Raw genomic sequence first — 21201 nt, 5'->3', positions numbered from 1 at the left:
GGCGCGTCCGGTGGGCCGGGGCATTGTCAGTGGTGACCCCTAGGCTGTGGAGCAGTGGGGGACGGCCGACGCTCCCACCGCACACAGCGCGCTCACGCACACTCGGGGGAGACGATGCACGAGGTCACGACGGACACGGCGACGCGGACACCGGCGCGCGTGCCGCTGTTCTGGACGTCGGCGGCGGTGATCGGCTGCCTGCTGCTGTCGGCGGGCCGCCGCACGGCCTCCGGTCTGGCCCTGGACCTGTCGTACCGCTTCCTGGTGGCCGAGTTCGGCCGGGGCCGCGTGGCCCGCTTCGAGGACATCGACTTCCCGCCGGCCCTCACCCACGAGCCCACCCGCCGCTTCCTGCGCGAGACCGGCCTGCCGGAGCACGGGTTCCCCCTCGACGCGGACGACGACGGGATACCGCTGCCGACCCTGGCGGAGCACTACGGCGACGGGGCCCCGGAGGAGACGGGCGATCACCTCGTCAGGCTGGGCCGCCTGCCCGACGGCAGCGACGTGGTCGTGGACGGCCCGACGGGCACGGTCTTGACCTGGCACCCGTCCGACGCGAGCCTGCGCCCGCTCACCCCGGACGTCTCGACCCTCGTCCTCACACTGTGGCTGCTGCGCCGCGCGGGCGCATCGGAGGCCGTGGCGGGATTCGAACCCGCGTAACTCGCTTTGCAGGCGAGCCCCTGGGCCACTCGGGCACACGGCCGTGTCACTGACTCGGTGCCCCGACCGTAGGCCGGGGCGCGGGAAGGGCTCAAGGTATCCGGAGGTCCCGCAACACGACTGCCACACGCCGTTCATGAAGGAACCCGGCGGTGGGAGTCGTACGACCAAGGTCCCGGTCCCGTACCGCCTCCCGACAGGGGTCAACGCATGCTTCGGCCCTTACTCTGGCGACCATGACCGTCCCTGAGCCCCGCGACACCGACGTCGCCGTCCCCGCTCCCGCCACCGTCGGCCCCACGCCGCCCGCCGACACCGTGCTCAGCCGCGCCTACCGCGCCCTGAGTGTCGGCATCGTCTCCGTCGTCGTGCTGATCGCCTTCGAGGCGACCGCGGTGGGGACGGCGATGCCGGTGGCGGCGCGGGAGCTGGACGGGGTGTCGCTCTACGCGTTCGCGTTCTCCGGGTACTTCACGACCAGCCTGTTCGGGATGGTGCTCTCGGGGCAGTGGTCGGACCGGCGGGGTCCGCTGGCGCCCCTGACGTGCGGGATCGCGGCCTTCGCGGCGGGGCTGGTGCTGTCCGGGACGGCCGGGGCGATGTGGCTGTTCATCCTCGGCCGGGCCGTGCAGGGACTCGGCGGCGGACTGGTGATCGTCGCGCTGTACGTCGTCGTCGGGCGGGCCTACCCCGAGCGGCTGCGGCCCGCGATCATGGCGGCGTTCGCGGCGGGCTGGGTCGTCCCGTCGATCGTCGGCCCGCTGGCGTCCGGCGCGGTGACCGAGCACCTGGGCTGGCGCTGGGTGTTCGTCGGCATCCCGGCGCTGGTCGTGATCCCGCTGGCCCTCGCGCTGCCGCAGATACGCAGCCGCGCCGCCGGCCCGGTGGGCGGGGCGGAGGCGCCAGCCTCCTTCGACCGCCGCCGCATCCGCCTCGCCCTCGCCATCTCACTGGGCGCCGGCCTGCTCCAGTACGCCGCCCAGGACCTGCGCTGGGCCTCCCTGCTGCCCGGCGCGGTGGGCGTGGCACTGCTCGTGCCGGCGGTCCTCGGGCTGCTGCCGCGCGGCACCTACCGGGCGGTGCGCGGCCTGCCCTCCGTCGTCCTGCTGCGCGGTGTCGCCGCCGGGTCCTTCATCGCCGCCGAGTCCTTCGTGCCGCTGATGCTGGTCACCCAGCGCGGTCTCAGCCCCACGCTGGCCGGTCTCTCGCTGGCCGCGGGCGGTGCGACCTGGGCCGCGGGCTCCTGGCTCCAGTCCCGCGCCCGCCTCGAACCCCACCGCGAGCGCCTGATGACCCTCGGCATGATCCTGGTGGCCGCGGCCATCGCCACGGCACCGAGCGTGCTGATCGACGCCGTCCCCGCCTGGACGGTGGCCGTCGCCTGGGGCTTCGGCTGCTTCGGCATGGGCCTGGTGATCTCCTCCACCAGCGTGCTCCTGCTCAAGCTCTCCGCCCCCGAGGAGGCCGGCACCAACTCCGCCGCCCTCCAGATCTCCGACGGTCTCTCGAACGTGGTCCTGCTGTCGGCCGGGGGAGCGGCCTTCGCCGCCCTCGGCGGCGGCACGGTCAGCCACGCGGCGACGGAGGCGACCGGCTCCCACCCGGCCGCGTTCGCGGCGGTGTTCCTGCCGATGGCGGGGGTGGCGCTGGTGGGGGCGTGGGTGGCGACACGGCTGCGTCAGCGGTGAACCGCGGAGGGCCACGGTGCCGCCGCGGCGGCTGTGACGTCCGTCCCACCCGGGGGTGACCCGCCCCGGTGTGCGCGTCGACCGCGCCGGGCCGCCGGTAGGGTGGCCCGGTTGTCATACGTGGCCGAGCCGTTCTACCCCCTTCGGAGACCGTGACTACCACCGCCAGCTCCAGCACCACGCACCACCTCTCCCCGGCCTTCCCCGGCCGTGCCCCGTGGGGCACCGCCAGCAAGCTGAGGGCCTGGCAGCAGGGGGCGATGGAGAAGTACCTCCAGGAGCAGCCCCGGGACTTCCTCGCGGTCGCCACACCCGGCGCCGGCAAGACCACCTTCGCGCTGACGCTGGCGTCCTGGCTGCTGCACCACCACGTCGTGCAGCAGGTGACCGTCGTCGCGCCCACCGAGCACCTCAAGAAGCAGTGGGCCGAGGCCGCCGCCCGGATAGGGATCAAGCTCGACCCCGAGTACAGCGCCGGCCCGCTCAGCCGCGAGTACCACGGCATCGCCATCACCTACGCCGGCGTCGGCGTGCGCCCGATGCTGCACCGCAACCGCTCCGAGCAGCGCAAGACCCTCGTCATCCTCGACGAGATCCACCACGCCGGTGACTCCAAGTCCTGGGGCGAGGCATGCCTGGAGGCGTTCGAGCCGGCCACCCGCAGGCTCGCGCTGACCGGTACGCCGTTCCGTTCGGACACCAACCCGATCCCCTTCGTCACGTACGAGGAGGGCAACGACGGCATCCGCCGCTCCGCCGCCGACTACACCTACGGCTACGGCTCCGCGCTCGCCGACGGGGTCGTCCGCCCCGTGATCTTCATGAGCTACAGCGGCAACATGCGCTGGCGCACCAAGGCCGGCGACGAGATCGCGGCCCGGCTCGGCGAGCCCATGACCAAGGACGCCGTCAGCCAGGCCTGGCGCACCGCGCTCGACCCGCGCGGCGAGTGGATGCCGGCCGTGCTGCGCGCCGCCGACCAGCGGCTGACCGAGGTCCGCAAGGCCATCCCGGACGCCGGCGCCCTCGTCATCGCCGCCGACCAGGACTCCGCCCGCGCCTACGCCAAGCTGATCCGCGAGATCACCGGCAGCAAGGCCACCGTCGTCCTCTCCGACGACGTCGGCGCCTCCAAGAACATCGACACGTTCAGCCAGAGCACCGACCGCTGGATGGTCGCCGTCCGCATGGTGTCCGAGGGCGTCGACGTGCCGCGCCTGGCGGTCGGTGTGTACGCCACCACCATCTCCACCCCCCTCTTCTTCGCCCAGGCCGTCGGACGCTTCGTACGGTCCCGGCGCCGCGGCGAGACGGCCTCCGTCTTCCTCCCCACCGTGCCCGACCTGCTCACCTTCGCCAACGAGATGGAGCGCGAGCGCGACCACGTCCTCGACAAGCCCAAGAAGGAGGGCGAGGAGGACCCCTACGCCGAGTCCGAGAAGGAGATGGACGAGGCGAACCGGGAGCAGGACGAGGACACCGGCGAGCAGGAGCAGTTCGCCTTCGAGGCGCTGGAGTCCGAGGCCACGTTCGACCGGGTCATGTACAACGGCGCCGAGTTCGGTATGCAGGCCCACCCGGGCAGCGAGGAGGAGCAGGACTACCTCGGCATCCCGGGACTGCTGGAGCCCGACCAGGTGCAGCTGCTGCTCCAGAAGCGGCAGGCCCGGCAGATCGCGCACAGCCGCAAGAAGCCCGACGACGAGGCCGACCTGCTCGAACTGCCCGCCGAGCGGCGGCCGGTCGTCTCCCACAAGGAGCTGATGGAGCTGCGCAAGCAGCTCAACACCATGGTCGGCGCCTACGTTCACCAGAGCGGCAAACCGCACGGCGTGATCCACACCGAACTGCGCCGCGTCTGCGGCGGTCCGCCCAGCGCGGAGGCCACCGCCGGGCAGCTGCGCCAGCGCATCGCCAAGGTGCAGGAGTGGGCCACCCGCATGAAGTGACGGGCGGGAAGCGGGCGGCGTCCGCGTGCGCTGTACGTACCCGGACAAACACAGTCAGTCCGCACCGGCCGCCGCCCGGATTCTGGACGGAGCCTTCCGCTGAGCGAACCTGGTCGCTACTGTCCCGCTACGCACACGCCCCGTGGCAGCGCCGCCGCGGAGCGCAGCCGTGAAGCGACTGGGCCGGGCACAGGGCCGGGCCGTCAGCCGACCGGCGGCCTCTGAAGCGCGTCACTGACGGGACTCGGTGACGCAACCGCCGCGAGGGGGCCGCCGACCTCACCACTAAGGAGTGGGCGTCGTGACCGCGGAGACCTCTCAGACGCTCGATCGGGGACTGCGGGTCCTCAAGCTGCTGGCCGATACGGACCACGGGCTGACCGTCACCGAGCTTTCCCACAGACTGGGCGTGAACCGGACGGTCGTGTACCGGTTGCTGGCCACGCTGGAGCAGCACGCACTCGTACGCCGTGACCTGGGCGGCCGCGCCCGGGTCGGGCTAGGGGTGCTGGGCCTCGGCCGCCAGGTGCACCCGCTGGTGCGCGAGGCGGCGATGCCGGCGCTGCGGTCGCTGGCCGAGGACATCGGGGCGACGGCCCATCTGACGCTGGTGGACGGGGCGGAGGCGCTGGCCGTGGCCGTCGTCGAGCCGACCTGGACGGACTACCACGTGGCCTACCGCGCCGGCTTCCGGCACCCGTTGGAGCGGGGGGCCGCGGGGAAGGCGATCCTCTCCGCGCGGCAGCGGGCGCAGCCCGCCGAGGAGGGGGAGTGGCCGGGCTACACCCTGACCCACGGGGAGCTGGAGGCCGGCGCCTGCGGGGCGGCCGCGCCGCTGCTCGGGGTGACGGGGGTCGAGGGCAGCGTGGGCGTGGTGATGCTGGCGGACGTGGTGCCGGAGCGGGTGGGAGCGCGGGTGATGGACGCGGCTCGGGAGGTGGCCGAGGCGTTGCGGTGACGCCGCTCGGCCGGTGCGCGGCGCAGGCGCCGGCGCGGGGCGCGCCGCGCGGAGTGTGCGGCTGCCCGCGGCGGGGCGGCGGGCGGTTGCCCACCGGCCTGCGCGGCCATGCCCTCGCGTTAGATTGACCTCGTGCTCTCTCGTCTCACGCGCCCCCAGGCCCTCGCCGTCTGTGCCGCCCCCGTGGTGGCGCTGCTCGCCACCGCCGTGTTCGCGCCGCTGCCGTTCGCGGTGGCGCAGCCCGGGTCGACGGCCGACGTGCTCAAGGAGTACCAGGGCGACGAGGTGATCAGGATCTCGGGCGCGCCCACCCGGGACACCGAGGGCCAGCTGCGGATGACGACGATCGTGGCGACCGGCCCCGACGCGCACGTGTCGCTCGGTGACGTGCTCGGCAACTGGTTCGACACCGACCGGGCGGTCATGCCGCGGGACGCCGTCTACCCCGAGGGTGACGACGTCAAGGAGATCGAGAAGTACAACCTCGACCAGATGCGGGAGTCCCAGAACACGGCGACGACGGCCGCGCTGGACTACCTGGACCTCGACGGGTCCGACATCGACGTGAAGCTGGACCTGGGGGACGTCGGCGGCCCCAGCGCCGGTCTGCTGCTCTCCCTCGGGATCATCGACAAGCTGGAGGGCGACGGCCGGGGAGGCGATCTGACCGGCGGCCGGATCATCGCCGGTACCGGCACGATCACCGCCGGCGGCAAGGTCGGCGCGGTCGGCGGCGTACCGCTGAAGACGCAGGCCGCCCGGCGGGACGGGGCCACGGTCTTCCTGGTGCCGGAGGCGGAGTGCTCGGACGCGCAGGCGGAGCTGCCCGAGGGGCTGCGGCTGGTCCCGGTGACCACCCTGAAGGGCGCGGTCGACGCGCTGCGGGCCCTGAGCACGGGCAAGGGCGAGGTCCCCGCCTGCTGAGCCGGGCGGGCCCCGCGGCTCCTCAGCCCTCCTTCACGAAGCCCTTCTCGATCATCCAGTCCAGCGCCACCTGGTGCGGGTCCTGCCCCTCCACGTCGACCCTGGCGTTCAGTTCCCGGGCGACGTCGTTGTTCAGCGCCTTGGTCACCGGCGCGAGCACGGAGGCGATCGCCGGCCACTTCTCCAGGGTGGCGGTGCGGATCATGGGGGCGGCGTTGTAGTTCGGGAAGAACTTCTTGTCGTCCGCCATCACCACCAGGTTCATCGACTTGATCCGCCCGTCGGTGGTGTACACCTCGCCGTAGGTGCAGGCGCCGTCGGCGGTCTGGGTGTAGATGATGCCGGTGTCCATCTCCGTGATGTTGCGGGCCGGGATGTCCATCCCGTACGCCTTTTCCATGCCCGGCAGCCCGTCCGCGCGGTTGGCGAACTCGACCTCCACGCACAGCGTCACCGCGCCCGGGTCGCTCTTCGACAGCTCGGCCACCTCGGACAGCGTCTTCGTGCGGTACTTCTTGTAGTTGGCCTGGTTCATGGCCAGCGCGTAGGTGTTGTTCAGCTCGGCCGGCGGCAGCCAGGTCAGCCCCTTCCTCAGGTCCTCCTTGCGCACCGCCTCCCACTGCTCGTGCGGGTCGGGGATGGGTTCGCCGTGCCCCAGGTACGTGATCCAGGCGGTGCCCGTGTACTCGTACGTGGCGTCCGCGTCGCCGTTCTCCACCGCCGCCCGGGTGCCGACCGAGCCCTGGATGCCGGTGCGGTCCAGGACCTCCGCGCCCGCCGCCTGGAAGGCGATGCCCATGATCGCGCCGAGCACGAGCTGTTCGGTGAACTGCTTGGACACGACGGTCAGATCGGCACCCTCCAGCGGCCGGCCCTTCCCGATCGTGCCGGGTTCCACGTCGTCGACCATGGGGGAGCCGCTGGTCAGCCCGCAGCCGGAGGCCGCCACCAGCAGCGCCGCCGTCAGCAGCCACGTACGGCGCCGTCCGCCGCCCCGTCCCGTGCGCGCGCTCATGTCCGCACCTCCAGGCCGCGGGGCCGCAGCAGCAGTTCGGCGAGCGAGGCCAGCCAGTCCACCAGCAGCGCCAGGGCCACCGTGAGGATCGAGCCGAGGACCAGGACCGGCATCCGCTGGCTGGTGATCCCGGTGGTGATCAGGACGCCCAGGCCGCCGCCTCCGCCGAAGACCGCCAGCGTCGCCGTACCGACGTTGAGGACGAGGGCGGTGCGCACCCCGGCCAGGATCAGCGGGACGGCCAGCGGCAGCTCCACCCGCGTCAGCACGCCCAGCGGGGACATGCCGATGCCGCGGGCCGCCTCCAGCAGCGTCGGGTCGTTCGCCTTGAGGCCGGCGATGGTGTTGGAGAGCACCGGCAGGACGGCGTAGACGATGATGCCGATCAGGGCGGCCCGGCGGCCGATGCCCAGCCAGATCACCAGCAGCGCCAGCAGGCCGATGGCCGGGGTCGCCTGGCCCATGTTGGCGAAGGCCATCGCCACCGGCGTCGCCTTCCTGAACATGCGGCGGGTGAGCAGGATGCCCAGCGGAATCGCGATGATCAGCACGAAGAAGGTGGAGATCACGGTCAGCTGCACGTGCTGCCACAGCGCCTTGGTGACCTGGCCGTCGGACAGGGCGTTGCGGCTGAGCGCGTCCAGGTCGGCCTGCCGGAACCACAGCCAGGTCGCCAGCAGCACGGCGACCAGGAGCGCGGGCAGGAAGGTCAGCTTCCGCCAGCCGACCCGCCGCTTCGTCTCCGCCGGGGACGGGGGAGGGGGCTCGTGCTCGAACTCGTCGTCGTCCTCGTACGCCGGTTCCTCGACACCGCGCCCGCCCTCGGGCCGCCGGCCGGCAGAAGCCCTCACGCCTTCGCCTCCCCTCCGGGACCTTGGACGCCGCCGAAGCCCTCCTGCTCCGCGTGGGTCTGCTCGGCCCGCGTCTCCTCCAGGTCGTGCTGGTGCTCCAGCGCGTCCAGCCGGTCGGCCTCCAGCAGCTCGTGCACGGAGTTCAGCAGCGTCTCCATGTCGACGACGCCCTCGTACTCGCCGCGCCGCCCGGTGACCGCGACCCGCCCCGTGTTGTCGGTGAGCACCGCCTCCAGCGCGTCCCGCAGGGTCGCGTCCCGGGTCACCGTGTCGTGGACCAGCGTCCCGGCCCGCGCCAGCGAGCCCTTGGCCCGCATCAGGTCGCCGCGCCTGAGCCACTTGTAGGGGCGGCGGCGCCGGTCCAGGAGCAGGATCTCGTTGGTGCCGGCCGCCCGGAGCTGGTTGAAGATCTGCTGGAGCGGGTCCTCGACGGTCACCGTCGGGTAGTCGGTGATGCCGACGTCCCGCACCCGGGTCAGGTTCAGCCGCTTCAGCGCCGCCCCCGCGCCCACGAAACCGGAGACGAAGTCGTCCGCCGGGTTGGTGAGGATGGCCTCCGGGGTGTCGAACTGCGCGATGTGGGAGCGCTCGCGCAGCACCGCGATCCGGTCGCCCAGCTTGATCGCCTCGTCGAAGTCGTGGGTGACGAAGACGATCGTCTTGTGCAGCTCGTGCTGGAGCCGGATCAGCTCGTCCTGGAGGTGGTCCCGCGTGATCGGGTCCACCGCGCCGAACGGCTCGTCCATCAGCAGCACCGGCGGATCGGCCGCCAGCGCCCGCGCCACACCCACCCGCTGCTGCTGGCCGCCGGACAGCTGGCGCGGATAGCGGCCGTGGAACTCCCCGGCGTCCAGGCCGACCAGATCCAGCATCTCCTCCACCCGGGACCGGATGCGGGACTTCGACCAGCCGACCATCTTCGGTACGAGCGCGATGTTCTGGGCGACGGTCATGTGCGGGAACAGGCCGGAGGACTGGATCGCGTAGCCGACCTTGCGGCGCAGCTTCACCGGGTCGATGTCGGTGACGTCCTCGCCGTTGATGCGGATGCGGCCGCCGCTGGGCTCGATCAGCCGGTTGATCATCTTCAGGGTGGTGGACTTGCCGCAGCCGGAAGGGCCGACGAAGACGACCGTCTCGCCCGCCTGGATCTCCATCGACACGTTCTCGACGGCCGGCTGCGGATTGCCGGGGTAGCGCTTGGTGAGCGACTCCAGCTCGATGGTCGCCCCGGTGGTGGCGTTGCGGCCGTTCTCAGACACGGATCCCCCTCGGGATGGTCAGCCGTCCGAGCAGGACGTACGCGGCGTCGAACAGCAGCGCCAGGACGATGATCCCGAGCGTGCCCGCGAGCACCAGGTTGAGCGCGTTCTCGCTGCCCAGCGAGGCGATCCCGCGGAAGATCTCGTTGCCGAGCCCCGGCCCGGAGGCGTAGGCGGCGATGGCGGCGATGCCCATCAGCATCTGCGTGGAGACCCGGATACCGGTGAGGATCGGCGGCCAGGCCAGCGGCAGCTCCACCCGCAGCAGCCGGGCCGCCCGCGACATGCCGATGCCCTTGGCCGCGTCGACCAGCGCCGGGTCGACCCCGCGCAGGCCGACGATCGAGTTCCGCACGATCGGCAGCAGCCCGTACAGCGTCAGCGCCGTCACCGTCGGCGGCACACCCAGGCCCACGATCGGGATGAGCAGACCGATCATGGCCAGCGACGGGATGGTCAGGATGGTCGACGTGCCCAGCGTCGCCAGGTTCCCCGCCCAGTCGCTGCGGTAGGTCAGGACGCCGATCAGGACGCCGATCAGGGTCGCCACGACCATGCACTGGAAGACGGCGCTGGCGTGCTGGTACGCGTCGGCGAGCAGCTGCTGGTGGCGGCTGCCCAGGAACTCCCAGAAGTTCACGCCCGCTCACCTCCGGGAACGTCGGACCGGTCTCAGTCGCGTCTGCCGCTGTCCTCGGCCGCCTGCTCCACCAGCGGGATGATCCGCAGCGGAACGGGGTTCTCCATGACGATCGCCGTGGCGGCCCGGACGATGCCATCAAAACCGACAACCCGGTCGATCACCCGCTGGAGATCGGCGTTCGAGCGGGCCACCAGCCGGCACAGCATGTCCCCCGTACCGGTCGTGGTGTGCAGCTCCAGCACCTCCGGCACCGTCGCCAAGTGCGCCCGTACGTCCGCCCCTTGGCCCTGCCGGATCTCCAGCGTCGCGAACGCGGTCACCGGGTAGCCGAGCGCCGCCGGGTCCACCTCGGGACCGAAGCCGCGGATGACTCCGTTCGACTGAAGCCGGTCCAGGCGCGCCTGCACGGTGCCGCGCGCCACCCCCAGCCGCCGGGACATCTCCAGCACCCCGATCCGCGGCTCCCGCGCCAGCAGCCCGATGATCCGCCCGTCCAGCCGGTCTATCCCCATCCCGCACCCCTCCAGGCTGGTCATCCTGTACAGATCGCCCGCACTCCCCGCCGTGTCACTGGTCAGGTTGCCCAGTGAAAACACGAACTATTGCGCACCTTGCAGACGCGGGAGACCCTGCGGCTATGACGCAGACCACACACCACACTCCCGACACCGCCCGGCAGGCCGACCCCTTCCCGGTCAAGGGAATGGACGCGGTCGTCTTCGCCGTGGGCAACGCCAAGCAGGCCGCGCACTACTACTCCACCGCCTTCGGCATGAAGCTGGTCGCCTACTCCGGACCGGAGAACGGCAGCCGCGAGACCGCGAGCTACGTCCTGGAGAACGGCTCCGCCCGTTTCGTCCTCACCTCGGTGATCAAGCCGTCCACCGAGTGGGGCGAGTTCCTCACCCGGCACGTGGCCGAGCACGGCGACGGGGTCGTCGACCTCGCCATCGAGGTCCCCGACGCGCGCGCCGCCCACGCCTACGCCGTCGAGCACGGAGCCCGCTCCGTCGCGGAGCCGTACGAGGTCAAGGACGAGCACGGCACCGTCGTCCTCGCCGCCATCGCCACCTACGGCGAGACCCGCCACACCCTGGTCGAGCGCACCGGCTACGACGGCCCCTACCTGCCCGGCTACGTCGCGGCCGCACCGATCGTCGAGCCTCCCGCCCACCGCACCTTCCAGGCCGTGGACCACTGCGTCGGCAACGTCGAGCTCGGCCGCATGAACGAGTGGGTCGGCTTCTACAACAAGGTCATGGGCTTCACGAACATGAAGGAGTTCGTGGGCGACGACATCGCCACCGAGTACAGCGCGCTGATGTCCAAGGTCGTCGCGGACGGCACCCTCAAGGTGAAGTTCCCGATCAACGAGCCCGCCGTCGCCAAGAAGAAGTCCCAGATCGACGAGTACCTGGAGTTCTACGGCGGCGCCGGCGTCCAGCACATCGCGCTGAACACCAACGACATCGTGCAGACCGTCCGCACCATGAAGGCGAACGGCGTCCAGTTCCTGGACACGCCCGACTCGTACTACGACACCCTCGGCGAGTGGGCCGGCGAGACGCGCGTGCCCGTCGAGACGCTGCGCGAGCTGAAGATCCTCGTCGACCGCGACGAGGACGGCTACCTGCTGCAGATCTTCACCAAGCCGGTCCAGGACCGCCCGACCGTCTTCTTCGAGATGATCGAGCGCCACGGTTCCATGGGCTTCGGCAAGGGCAACTTCAAGGCCCTGTTCGAGGCGATCGAGCGCGAGCAGGCCAAGCGCGGCAACCTCTGACGGAGCCGGCTACCGGGGCGGGTCCTCCACCGAGGGCTCGCCCAGCTCCGCCAGCGCCCGCCTCGCCTCCGGCGCCCGCAGCGGCGAGAAGTACGGGTTGATCATCAGCGCCTCCCGCAGATGCCGCCGCGCGGGCCCGTACCGCTCCAGCCCCCGCTCGATCACCCCCCGGTGGAACACGTACAGCGCGCTGCGCACCCCGCCGCCCTTGTCGCCGTCCGTCGCGATGGTCGCGAACTCCAGCGCCTCCTCGTGCTCACCGGTGCGGTGCAGGGCCCAGCCCAGCGCGTCGGCCACCGCGATCCCCGGCTGCCGCCCCCACTCCTCCCGCAGCAACCGCACCGCCCGGGCCGGGTCCCCGTGGTCCGCCTCGAACCGGCCGAGCACCAGCCGCTCGTCCGCCCCGGCCGCCTCCGCCTGCCGCACCCGCTCCCGCAGCAGGTCGTACTGCACCCGCGCCGCCTGCCCGAGCCCCAGCGACTCGTACAGCTCGCCCAGCTCCAGCGCGTACTCCGCGTCCGGCCGCTTGGCCAGCGCCGCCTGGTACGCCGACAGCGCCTCCGTCGTGCGGCCCAGCGCCGCCAGCGCCCGCCCCTGCCCGGCCTGCGCCGCCCGCTGGTCGGGGTCGGTGCGCAGCGCCTCCTCGAAGAACCGCAACGCCTCCTCCCGCTCCCCGCGCTCGAACGCCAGCCGCCCGGCCTGTTCCAGGTACGCCGCCCGCTCGGCCGGAGCCTCCGCCGCGGCCGCCGCGTCGGAGATCCGGGCCTGCGCGTCCTCCCGCCAGCCCCGGTCCCGGTAGACCGCCGCCGCCCGCGCCCCCACGGCCGGGACACCGGGCCGCAGCTCCATCATCTTCTCCAGCGCCCGCCCCACACCCTTGTCGTCGCCGAGCCCGGTGTACGCGTCGATCAGCACCGCGTGCGCCGTCCACCGCTTCGGCGCCGCCTTCACCGCGCTCTCCCCCCACTTCTTCGCCGCCGGGAAGTCCCGCCGCGCCACCGCCAGCGCCGCCAGCCCCTCCAGCGCCTGCGGATTGCGCTCCGCCCCGACCTTCAGGGACGTGTGCAGCGCCTTCTCGGCCTTCGCCCACATCGCCACGTCCGCCGTACGCCGACCCTGCTCGACGTAGGCGGCGCCCAGCACCGCCCACGACGCCCCGTCCAGCGGCTGCGCCCGCAGATGCCGCTCCCGGTCACCGATCAGCACCGCCAGGTCCGGCAACGCGGCCGGCACCCCCGTGGTCACCGCACCGCGCGCCAGTGCCGCGGGGCCCGGCGCGGGCGGGGAGGCGTCACCCCCGCCCCACGGCAGCAGCACCAGAACCCCGCCGAGTACGGCGGCCCCGGCGACGGAGGCGACCAGCACCCGGTTCCGGCGGCGGGAGCGCCGCCCGCGTTCGATCTCCATGGCGCCTACTGTGCGCCCGTACGACAAGCACACCGCGGCTTGCGCCGGGTGCCGCCGACGGGGTTCACACCGATGGCCCCGGGTGCGAACCTGTGATCATGAGCCGTATCGAAGCGCCTCGCGACGAAGACGACGCGGCGGCCGCGGCGACGTCGGGCCCCGCCCCGGCGGTCCCCGGCACCCTCGTCGACCGGCTGCTCGCCGGACTGCCCGCCGATTCCGTCCTCACCGACCCCGACATCACGGCCTCCTACGCCAACGACATGGCGAGCTTCTGCCCGGCAGGCGCCCCCGCCGTGGTCGTCCTGCCGCGCACCGTGGAGGACGTCCAGCACGTCATGCGCACCGCCACCGAGCTGCGCGTCCCGGTCGTCCCGCAGGGCGCCCGCACCGGCCTGTCCGGCGGCGCCAACGCCACCGACGGCTGCGTGGTCCTCTCCCTGACCAAGATGGACCGCATCCTGGAGATCAACCCCGTCGACCGCGTCGCCGTCGTCGAACCGGGCGTCGTCAACGCCACCCTCTCCCGCGCGGTGAACGAACACGGCCTGTACTACCCGCCGGACCCCTCCAGCTGGGAGATGTGCACCATCGGCGGCAACATCGGCACCGCCTCCGGCGGCCTGTGCTGCGTCAAGTACGGGGTGACCGCCGAGTACGTCCTCGGCCTGGACGTCGTCCTCGCCGACGGCCGCCTGATGTCCACCGGCCGCCGCACCGCCAAGGGCGTCGCCGGGTACGACCTCACCCGCCTCTTCGTCGGCTCCGAAGGCTCCCTCGGCATCGTCGTGCGCGCCGTCCTCGCGCTGCGCCCCAAGCCGCCCGAGCAGCTGGTGCTGGCCGCCGAGTTCGCCTCCGCGTCGGCCGCCTGCGACGCGATCTGCCGGATCATGGAGGGCGGACACGTGCCGTCCCTCCTCGAACTGATGGACCGTACGACCGTCAAGGCGGTCAACGACCTCGCCCACATGGGTCTGCCGGAGACCACCGAGGCCCTGCTCCTGGCCGCCTTCGACACCACCGACCCGGCCGCCGACCTCGCCGCCGTCGGCGCGCTGTGCGAGGCGGCCGGCGCCACCCAGGTGGTCCCCGCCGACGACGCCGCCGAGTCCGAACTCCTCCTCCAGGCACGCCGCCTGTCCCTCACCGCCCTCGAAGCGGTCAAGGGCACGACGATGATCGACGACGTGTGCGTGCCCCGGTCGAGGCTCGGCGACATGCTGGAGGGCATCGAGCGCATCGCCGCGAAGTACGACCTGACCATCGGCGTCTGCGCCCACGCGGGCGACGGCAACACCCACCCCACGGTCTGCTTCGACGCCCAGGACCCCGACGAGTCCCGGCGGGCCCGCGAGTCCTTCGACGAGATCATGGGCCTCGGCCTGGAACTCGGCGGCACCATCACGGGCGAGCACGGGGTGGGCGTACTGAAGAAGGAGTGGCTGGCGCGCGAGATCGGTCCCGTGGGACTGGAGATGCAGCGGGCCGTCAAACAGGTCTTCGACCCGCTGGGCATCCTCAACCCGGGCAAGCTCTTCTGACGCCCGCCCCTCCTCGCGGACCCCGCACGCACCGCACGGGTCCTCACCGGGCGAGCAGCTCGGCCAGCCCGTCGTCGAGGCCGAGCTGCCCGCCCTCGGTCCCCGGCGGCACCGCCCTGAGGGTCCGCTCCAGCCAGGCCGACACCTGTGCCGACGGCGCCTCCAGCAGGGCGTCGCCGTCGGGGCTGCTCAGCGCCATCAGTACGACGCTGCGGCCGTCCGCCTTCGACGGCCACACCCGCACGTCCCCGTGCCCGCACGGCCGGAAGACCCCCTCCACCAGCAGGTCCCGGGCGAACGTCCAGTGCACCGGGTGGCCGGAGTTGATGTGGAAGGTGACGTGGACGGCGTACGGATCGTCGGCGTAGTAGGCGAGCCGTGCCGGTACCGGGATGGCGCGCTCGGGCGACAGGACGAGCATCAGTTCCAGCTCGCGTTCCACGACGGTCGGGTTGGGGTGCATGGCGGGTTGTCCTCTCTCGTTCGGTCCGCACGGGCCGCCTGGAACGGGCCCGCACGAGGGAGAGCGACGTGGGCCGTGAGCGTTACGCGGGTTCGCGGAACTTTTTTCCTCTCCTCTGTCCCGGGTGTGAAGGTCCATGCACGAGGTTGCCCGGAAAGGGGTGGGTCCGGCGGGACCGGCGGTGCGGATTGCGCCCGTCTGATAGATGTTGAGCCCCCGAACCAACCCCCGAGCAGATACGGGACGACGGACATGAGCGCCCCAACCCCGGCCCCCGGCGAAGACAGGCCCCGCGAAGGGTATTACCCGGACCCGTCCATTCCTGGATATGTCCGTTACTGGAACGGCGCCTCCTGGGTGCCGGGCACCAGCCGGCCCGCCCCCAAGGACGGCGAGCCGCTCGCGCCGCCGCCCGGCGTGCGGCCCTCCGTGGAGGAGACCGGTCCGCACTTCTTCGACGAGGACCCGGTCGAGGAGCCGCCGCAGGCCGTCGCGTCCCAGCACGGCAGCCGTCCCGAGCCGGCCGCGTCCTGGGGCGCCGGCCGCTCCGACCGGTCCGGCTCCGCGGACGCCCACGGCGCCTCGGCCGCCCACGGCTCCGCGGTCGCGTGGCCGGGTCCGGCCCGGGCGACGGACCCGAGGGTCGCGCACGCGCAGGGGGCGGGACCGGCCGGGGGAGCGGTGGCGGACGCCGGTGACGGATCCGCCGGTCCCTCGGGCGCGGGGGGCGCTCGGGACGGGGTTTCCGGTGCCGGTGACGGGGCTTCTGTCGGTTCCGGTGCGGGCGGGGCTCCCGCCGGGGCTGCCGGCGGCGGTGCCGCGGCTGCCGGCGGTGGCGGGGCTGCCGGCGGTGGCGGGGCCGCGCGGAACGACGACGCCGGTACCTCGCGGGCGGACACCCCGGCCCGGTCCGCGTCCGGCGGTGAGGCGGAGGCCGGATCGGGCAACACCTTCGTCTTCCGGCGCCCGGCGGCAGGGCCCGGGGCCAGGGTCGGCCGGCCCTCGAACGACACCGCCGAGGACGAGGGCACGATCACCTTCCGCGCGGTCTCCCCGCGCGCGGGCGGCACGGGAGGCCCGGGCTTCGGCGCGGGGAAGCGCGCGGCGCGCGCCGCCGCCCCTCAGGCCCCCGCGCCCACGGCTCCTTCCGGCCCGCAGCCGCCGACCGGTCCGACCGTTCCCCACCAGGCCGCCGCACCCCACGCCGCCGCTCCTCAGCCCGTAGCGTCGCCGCGGCAGCCCGCCGCCTCCGGCCCGGTCGCGGCCGGCCCCGGCGGGGGGCAGTCGTCCTGGGCGCAGCAGGTGCACCGGCTCGCGGGTGCCGGCGAGGGCGAACAGCCCGTCGCGCCGTGGAAGCCTCCGGTGGAGGACGTGTTCCAGGCCGCCGCCCGACGGCAGGCGGCGGCCCGCCCCGCCGGGCTCGGCAAACGGCTGGCCGCCCGGCTGATCGACAGCGTCGTCCTCGGGGGCGTCACCGCCGTGGCCGCCGTACCGCTCGGGATCAAGGCGGTCGACCACGTCAACGGCAAGATCGACGAGGCCAAGCTCTCCGGCGAGACGGTCACGGTCTGGCTGCTCGACGGCACGACCTCCACGTACCTGGGCATCGTGCTGGCCGTCCTGCTCGTGTTCGGCGTCGTCTACGAGGCGCTGCCCACCGCGAAGTGGGGCCGCACCCTGGGCAAGAAGCTGCTCGGCCTGGAGGTTCGGGACATCGAGGCCCACGAGCCCCCGTCCTTCGGCGCGGCCCTGCGCCGCTGGCTGGTCTACAGCGTCCCCGGCGTCCTGGTCGTCGGCCTGGTCGGCGTCGTCTGGTGCCTGTTCGACCGCCCGTGGCACCAGTGCTGGCACGACAAGGCGGCGAACACGTTCGTCGCGGGCTGACTCGACGGGCGGCTCCGTGGTGGGCGCGGGTGAGCGGGGGCTGGTCGCGCAGTCCCCCGATCGAGGCAGGCGCAGCGGACGCGCCCCAGAGGGGCGCGGGGAACCGCGCGAGCAACCACAACGCACCCGCACCCGCCGACGCACACCCACCCCCCGCCCCGACCGCGTCGGACCACGCACCCTGCGTCCCCTGGACGGCCCCCCGCCGGATGCGCCGTGACAGAGCCCGAGGTCCACTCGGGACATGAGCAGCGAACCGCCCCCCGGCTCCGGCGGGCAGCCGCCGGAAGACGACCCGTTCAGGAAGCGCCCCCCGCACGGCAGTACCGGCGAGCCCCCGCCGTACGGCGGCAGCGCGCCTCCACCCCCGGGCGGCGGCGGTCCCTACGGCGCTCCACCCCCGGGCGGCGGCGGTCCCTACGGTGCTCCACCCCCGGGCGGCGGCGGTCCCTACGGCGCTCCACCCCCGGGCGGCGGCGGCCCTTACGGTGGCCCGCCTCCAGGCGGCGGCGGCCCCTACGGCGGCGGCCCCTATTCCACCGACCCCCTCGCCGGCATGCCCCCGCTGGCCGACAGCGGCCGGCGCACCCTCGCGCGGATCATCGACATGATCCTCGTGGGCATCGTGGTGTGGCTGCTCAGCTGGGCGTTCAACGTCCAGGAGTACCAGGTGGACGGCGAGGACATCTCGGTCGGCAAGTCGTTCGGGCAGTCGTTGATCGCCGCCGTGCTCTACATCGCCTACGACACCTACATGACCGCGAGGACGGGCCAGACCCTCGGCAAGAAGTGGCTCGGTCTGCGCGTGGGCAATCTGGACAACGGCGCCACACCGTCGGTGCAGACGTCCCTGATCCGGGCGCTGGTGCTGTGGATCCCGTTCGCCTTCTGCTGCGCCTGCGTCTGGACGATCATCGCGGGCGGCTGGAGCTTCTTCGACCGGCCCTACAAGCAGGGCCTGCACGACAAGGCCGCCAAGACGGTGGTGGTCAGCACCCGTTGACGAACCGGGCACCGACCGGCCGATCGTCCGACCGGCCGGGAGGCGACGACGTCAGGCGGCGCGACCGCGGGCCGGTTCGCCCGCTCCCGCGGAGACCCGGGCGGCCGGCACGGGCTCCCGGTCCGCCGCGCGCTGCGCGGTCGGCACGGAGGTCATCGTGCGGGTCGGCCTGGCCTGGGGGACCGTCATGGCGACCAGCAGCCCGAGGGCGAGCGCCGCGACGGCGATGACAGCGACTCCGGGGCCCGAACTCGTCTGCGACAGCAGCAGCATGGCGAGCGTCGAGAAGATCACGGTGCACGTACCGTAGGCGAACTGTGCGGCAGTCGGACGGGGCATGGCCATCGTGTCCTCGGAAGACAATCTGGGGGTGTAACCGGCTGTCGGCCTGGCTTTCCGCCGGCTTCCGGGCGTTCCGCCAAGCGACTCTAACCCGCTGTGTGCCCGGGGGGAAACAGTGGTAAGCCCGCCCTTACCTACGGGGCCGATGCACGGGGGGCGCACGGATTCATGGCGTCCGGGGAGCGGACGGTACCGCGCGCCCGCGGAGGTGGCGGCCGTCACACCGCCGCGTCCGCAAAGCGAACGCCGACTCCGCATAGTGCACTTGTTCTGCTCAAGTCAAGGTCTGTCTTTTCCGGTGAACCTCTAGTCAAATGTCGTCACTTGACTACACGCGTTGATCACGTGTGCGCGGACTCTGCTCTGTCCTTGTCCCCCCATCCGCGCGCGTGCACGCGGGGGAGGAACGCAAGTGACCAATAGATCTTGGACGTTCAGAGCGGCGGCGACCACCGTCGCCCTCGCCGCCGCCACCGCCACGCTCTCGGCGGGCGTCGCGCAGGCGGACTCGCCCGCCAAGCCGGAGGCCGTGGACCACCACGACCCGCACCCCGCGAAGGACATGCACTCGCATGACCTCAAGGGTCCGCTGAGCGACACTCAGGCGGCCCAGCGCGAGGAGGCCCTGAAGCAGGTCATCTCCGGCCAGGCGTCGGTGAAGAAGAAGGACGGCTCCAACGTCGTCCAGCTCAAGAGCAAGAAGGGCGACGCCAAGTACGTCGAGCTCGGCCGGGAGAAGACCGACAAGATCTTCACCATCCTGGTCGAGTTCGGTGACAAGGTGGACAGCCGCTACGGCGGCGACCCGGGCCCGCTGCACAACCAGATAGCCAAGCCGGACCGCAAGACCGACAACTCCACGGCCTGGAAGGAGGACTACGACCAGCAGCACTTCCAGGACCTGTACTTCGGCTCCGGCAAGGGCGTCGACTCGGTCAAGACGTACTACGAGAAGCAGTCCTCCGGCCGCTACTCGGTCGAGGGCGAGGTCTCCGACTGGGTCAAGGTCCCCTACAACGAGGCCCGCTACGGCAACAACGCCTGCGGCGACACCAACTGCCCGAGCGTGTGGAACGTCGTCAGCGACGGCCTGAACGCCTGGGTCGAGCAGCAGAAGGCGGCCGGCCGCACCGACGCCCAGATCAAGGCCGACGTGGCCCGCTTCGACGAGTGGGACCGCTACGACTTCGACGGCGACGGCGACTTCAACGAGCCCGACGGCTACATCGACCACTTCCAGATCGTGCACGCCGGTGAGGACGAGTCCGCCGGCGGCGGCGCCCAGGGCACCGACGCGATCTGGGCCCACCGCTGGTACGCCTTCGGCACCGACGCCGGCGCCACCGGCCCGGGCGACAACAAGCTCGGCGGCGCGCAGATCGGCTCCACCGGCGTCTGGGTCGGCGACTACACCATCCAGCCGGAGAACGGCGGACTCGGCGTCTACGCCCACGAGTACGGCCACGACCTCGGCCTGCCGGACCACTACGACACCGCCGGCGGCGAGAACTCCACCGGCTTCTGGACGCTGATGTCGTCCGGCTCCTGGCTCGGCACCGGCCGCAACGAGATCGGCGACCTGCCCGGCGACATGACCGCCTGGGACAAGCTCCAGCTGGGCTGGCTGAACTACGACACCGCCAAGGCGGGCGTCAACTCCTGGCACAAGCTGGGCGTCTCCGAGTACAACACCAAGCACAAGCAGGCCCTGGTCGTCGAGCTGCCCAAGAAGGCGGTCACCACCGAGATCACCACCCCCGCCGAGGGCGAGACCCAGTGGTGGAGCGGCAGCGGTGACAACCTCAAGAACACGCTGAGCCGTTCGGTCGACCTGACCGGCAAGTCGGCGGCCGAGCTGACCTTCGACGGCTGGTACGACATCGAGGCCAACTACGACTACCTCTACACCGAGGTCTCCACCGACGGCGGCGCCAACTGGACCGCGATCGACGGCACGGTGGACGGTCAGCCGATCCCGCGCGACGCCGCCGACAAGCCGGCCCTGCACGGCACGCTCGACGCGTACACGAAGTTCGCGTACGACCTCGGCGCCTACGCCGGCCAGAAGATCGACCTCCGCTTCCGCTACCAGACCGACGGCGGCGTGGCCCAGAAGGGCTTCACGGCCGACTCGATCAAGGTCACCGCGGACGGCGAGGCGCTGTTCACCGACAACGCCGAGAGCGCGGACGCCGCCTGGACGGCCACCGGCTTCTCCCGCGTCGGCGCGTCCTTCACCAAGGACTACGCCCAGTACTACATCGCCGAGAACCGGCAGTACGTGTCGTACGACAAGACGCTGAAGACCGGCCCGTACAACTTCGGCTTCACAGACCGCCCGAACTGGGTGGAGCACTACGCGTACCAGAACGGCCTGCTGATCTGGAAGTGGGACACCTCCCAGGCGGACAACAACACCAGCCAGCACCCGGGCACCGGCCTGGTCCTGCCGGTCGACTCGCACCCGACCGCGATGAAGTGGAAGGACGGCACCCTGCTGCGCAACCGCGTCCAGGCGTACGACTCGCCGTTCAGCCTCTACCGCACGGACGCCATCACGCTGCACAAGGCGGACGTCGCGAAGTACTTCCCGGGCTCGAAGGGCGTCTCGGTCTTCAACGACCGGACGAGCGACTACTACGACGAGTCGAACCCGACCGGCGGTGTCAAGATCACTGACACCAACACGAAGATCAAGATCCTCAAGGAGGCCAGGAACGGCTCGACGATCGAGCTGGAGGTCGGCCCCGCGGGTAGGTAAGTAGCATCTTCGCAGGTCAGAGCGTGATCGGCGGTGACCCCTGGCGGGTCGCCGCCGATCC

18 protein-coding genes and 1 tRNA gene are annotated in these 21201 nt (G+C 72.2%); 10 read left to right on the top strand and 9 right to left on the bottom strand.

Features of this window, described 5'->3' with window-relative positions:
• Window positions 1-114 precede the first annotated feature (114 nt).
• Complete coding sequence (locus ACLIN4_RS13490; RefSeq protein ID WP_107479051.1) at window positions 115-666, top strand: SUKH-4 family immunity protein; 552 nt, start codon at window positions 115-117, stop codon at window positions 664-666.
• Here the strand turns inward: ACLIN4_RS13490 and ACLIN4_RS13485 are convergent.
• Window positions 638-709, bottom strand: a tRNA-Cys gene (locus tag ACLIN4_RS13485). The two genes, ACLIN4_RS13490 and ACLIN4_RS13485, sit on opposite strands and share 29 nt — an antisense overlap.
• 193 nt (window positions 710-902) lie before the next feature.
• Between ACLIN4_RS13485 and ACLIN4_RS13480 the strand changes: the two genes are divergently transcribed.
• From ACLIN4_RS13480 to ACLIN4_RS13465, 4 genes are all read left to right on the top strand, one after another.
• Window positions 903-2354: an MFS transporter gene (locus ACLIN4_RS13480; RefSeq protein WP_307652742.1), complete on the top strand. Its 1452-nt coding sequence runs from the start codon at window positions 903-905 to the stop codon at window positions 2352-2354.
• Window positions 2355-2506: 152 nt separating this feature from the next.
• Entirely contained in the window at window positions 2507-4303 is a 1797-nt protein-coding gene (locus tag ACLIN4_RS13475) for a DEAD/DEAH box helicase (protein WP_107479053.1), read from the top strand.
• A gap of 301 nt (window positions 4304-4604) precedes the next feature.
• On the top strand, window positions 4605-5261 hold the full coding sequence (locus tag ACLIN4_RS13470) for an IclR family transcriptional regulator (RefSeq protein WP_100045660.1): 657 nt from the start codon (window positions 4605-4607) through the stop codon (window positions 5259-5261).
• Window positions 5262-5393: 132 nt separating this feature from the next.
• Window positions 5394-6185 (top strand): S16 family serine protease, encoded by a 792-nt coding sequence (locus ACLIN4_RS13465; protein ID WP_307652743.1) that lies wholly within the window; start codon window positions 5394-5396, stop codon window positions 6183-6185.
• A gap of 22 nt (window positions 6186-6207) precedes the next feature.
• On the opposite strand, the gene ACLIN4_RS13460 is transcribed toward ACLIN4_RS13465, so the two are convergent.
• From ACLIN4_RS13460 to ACLIN4_RS13440, 5 genes are read right to left on the bottom strand one after another with little or no spacing between them, the layout of a single operon-like run.
• Window positions 6208-7200, bottom strand: coding sequence for a glycine betaine ABC transporter substrate-binding protein (locus ACLIN4_RS13460; protein WP_381991168.1), 993 nt, complete (start codon window positions 7198-7200; stop codon window positions 6208-6210).
• Window positions 7197-8051, bottom strand: coding sequence for an ABC transporter permease (locus ACLIN4_RS13455; protein ID WP_411575814.1), 855 nt, complete (start codon window positions 8049-8051; stop codon window positions 7197-7199). Before ACLIN4_RS13455 ends, ACLIN4_RS13460 begins: the two co-directional genes overlap by 4 nt.
• Window positions 8048-9313: a betaine/proline/choline family ABC transporter ATP-binding protein gene (locus tag ACLIN4_RS13450; protein ID WP_100045664.1), complete on the bottom strand. Its 1266-nt coding sequence runs from the start codon at window positions 9311-9313 to the stop codon at window positions 8048-8050. The genes ACLIN4_RS13455 and ACLIN4_RS13450 overlap by 4 nt, the downstream gene beginning before the upstream one ends.
• Window positions 9306-9953 (bottom strand): ABC transporter permease, encoded by a 648-nt coding sequence (locus ACLIN4_RS13445; RefSeq protein ID WP_043372492.1) that lies wholly within the window; start codon window positions 9951-9953, stop codon window positions 9306-9308. The genes ACLIN4_RS13450 and ACLIN4_RS13445 overlap by 8 nt, the downstream gene beginning before the upstream one ends.
• A gap of 32 nt (window positions 9954-9985) precedes the next feature.
• Window positions 9986-10468, bottom strand: coding sequence for an Lrp/AsnC family transcriptional regulator (locus ACLIN4_RS13440; RefSeq protein WP_100045669.1), 483 nt, complete (start codon window positions 10466-10468; stop codon window positions 9986-9988).
• Between the two features lie 125 nt (window positions 10469-10593).
• On the opposite strand from ACLIN4_RS13440, the gene hppD reads away from it, so the two are divergent.
• On the top strand, window positions 10594-11739 hold the full coding sequence (gene hppD, locus ACLIN4_RS13435) for a 4-hydroxyphenylpyruvate dioxygenase (protein ID WP_019325671.1): 1146 nt from the start codon (window positions 10594-10596) through the stop codon (window positions 11737-11739).
• A gap of 9 nt (window positions 11740-11748) precedes the next feature.
• On the opposite strand, the gene ACLIN4_RS13430 is transcribed toward hppD, so the two are convergent.
• Entirely contained in the window at window positions 11749-13146 is a 1398-nt protein-coding gene (locus tag ACLIN4_RS13430) for a tetratricopeptide repeat protein (protein ID WP_289903050.1), read from the bottom strand.
• A gap of 92 nt (window positions 13147-13238) precedes the next feature.
• On the opposite strand from ACLIN4_RS13430, the gene ACLIN4_RS13425 reads away from it, so the two are divergent.
• Entirely contained in the window at window positions 13239-14687 is a 1449-nt protein-coding gene (locus tag ACLIN4_RS13425; protein WP_100045665.1) for an FAD-binding oxidoreductase, read from the top strand.
• A 43-nt stretch (window positions 14688-14730) separates the two neighbouring features.
• On the opposite strand, the gene ACLIN4_RS13420 is transcribed toward ACLIN4_RS13425, so the two are convergent.
• A complete protein-coding gene (locus tag ACLIN4_RS13420) occupies window positions 14731-15150 on the bottom strand; it encodes an SsgA family sporulation/cell division regulator (RefSeq protein ID WP_107479059.1) in 420 nt (139 codons plus the stop codon).
• A 252-nt stretch (window positions 15151-15402) separates the two neighbouring features.
• Between ACLIN4_RS13420 and ACLIN4_RS13415 the strand changes: the two genes are divergently transcribed.
• Together ACLIN4_RS13415 and ACLIN4_RS13410 are read left to right on the top strand one after the other, a co-directional pair.
• The gene (locus ACLIN4_RS13415; RefSeq protein WP_290012880.1) at window positions 15403-17034 is read left to right on the top strand and encodes an RDD family protein; all 1632 of its coding nucleotides are present in this window, start codon (window positions 15403-15405) and stop codon (window positions 17032-17034) included.
• 244 nt (window positions 17035-17278) lie between these two features.
• Window positions 17279-18037 carry an RDD family protein gene (locus tag ACLIN4_RS13410; protein WP_411575813.1) on the top strand — a complete coding sequence of 253 codons (759 nt, stop codon included), beginning with the start codon at window positions 17279-17281 and terminating at the stop codon, window positions 18035-18037.
• Window positions 18038-18088: 51 nt separating this feature from the next.
• On the opposite strand, the gene ACLIN4_RS13405 is transcribed toward ACLIN4_RS13410, so the two are convergent.
• Window positions 18089-18376, bottom strand: a complete 288-nt coding sequence (locus tag ACLIN4_RS13405; RefSeq protein WP_179342703.1) for a hypothetical protein — start codon at window positions 18374-18376, stop codon at window positions 18089-18091.
• 415 nt (window positions 18377-18791) lie between these two features.
• Between ACLIN4_RS13405 and ACLIN4_RS13400 the strand changes: the two genes are divergently transcribed.
• Window positions 18792-21140 (top strand): immune inhibitor A domain-containing protein, encoded by a 2349-nt coding sequence (locus tag ACLIN4_RS13400; protein ID WP_411575812.1) that lies wholly within the window; start codon window positions 18792-18794, stop codon window positions 21138-21140.
• Window positions 21141-21201: the final 61 nt, after the last annotated feature.

The organism is Streptomyces mutabilis (genome assembly GCF_046628145.1).
Taxonomy (GTDB): Bacteria; Actinomycetota; Actinomycetes; order Streptomycetales; family Streptomycetaceae; genus Streptomyces; species Streptomyces mutabilis.
This window is presented reverse-complemented; position numbering and strand designations above follow the sequence as displayed.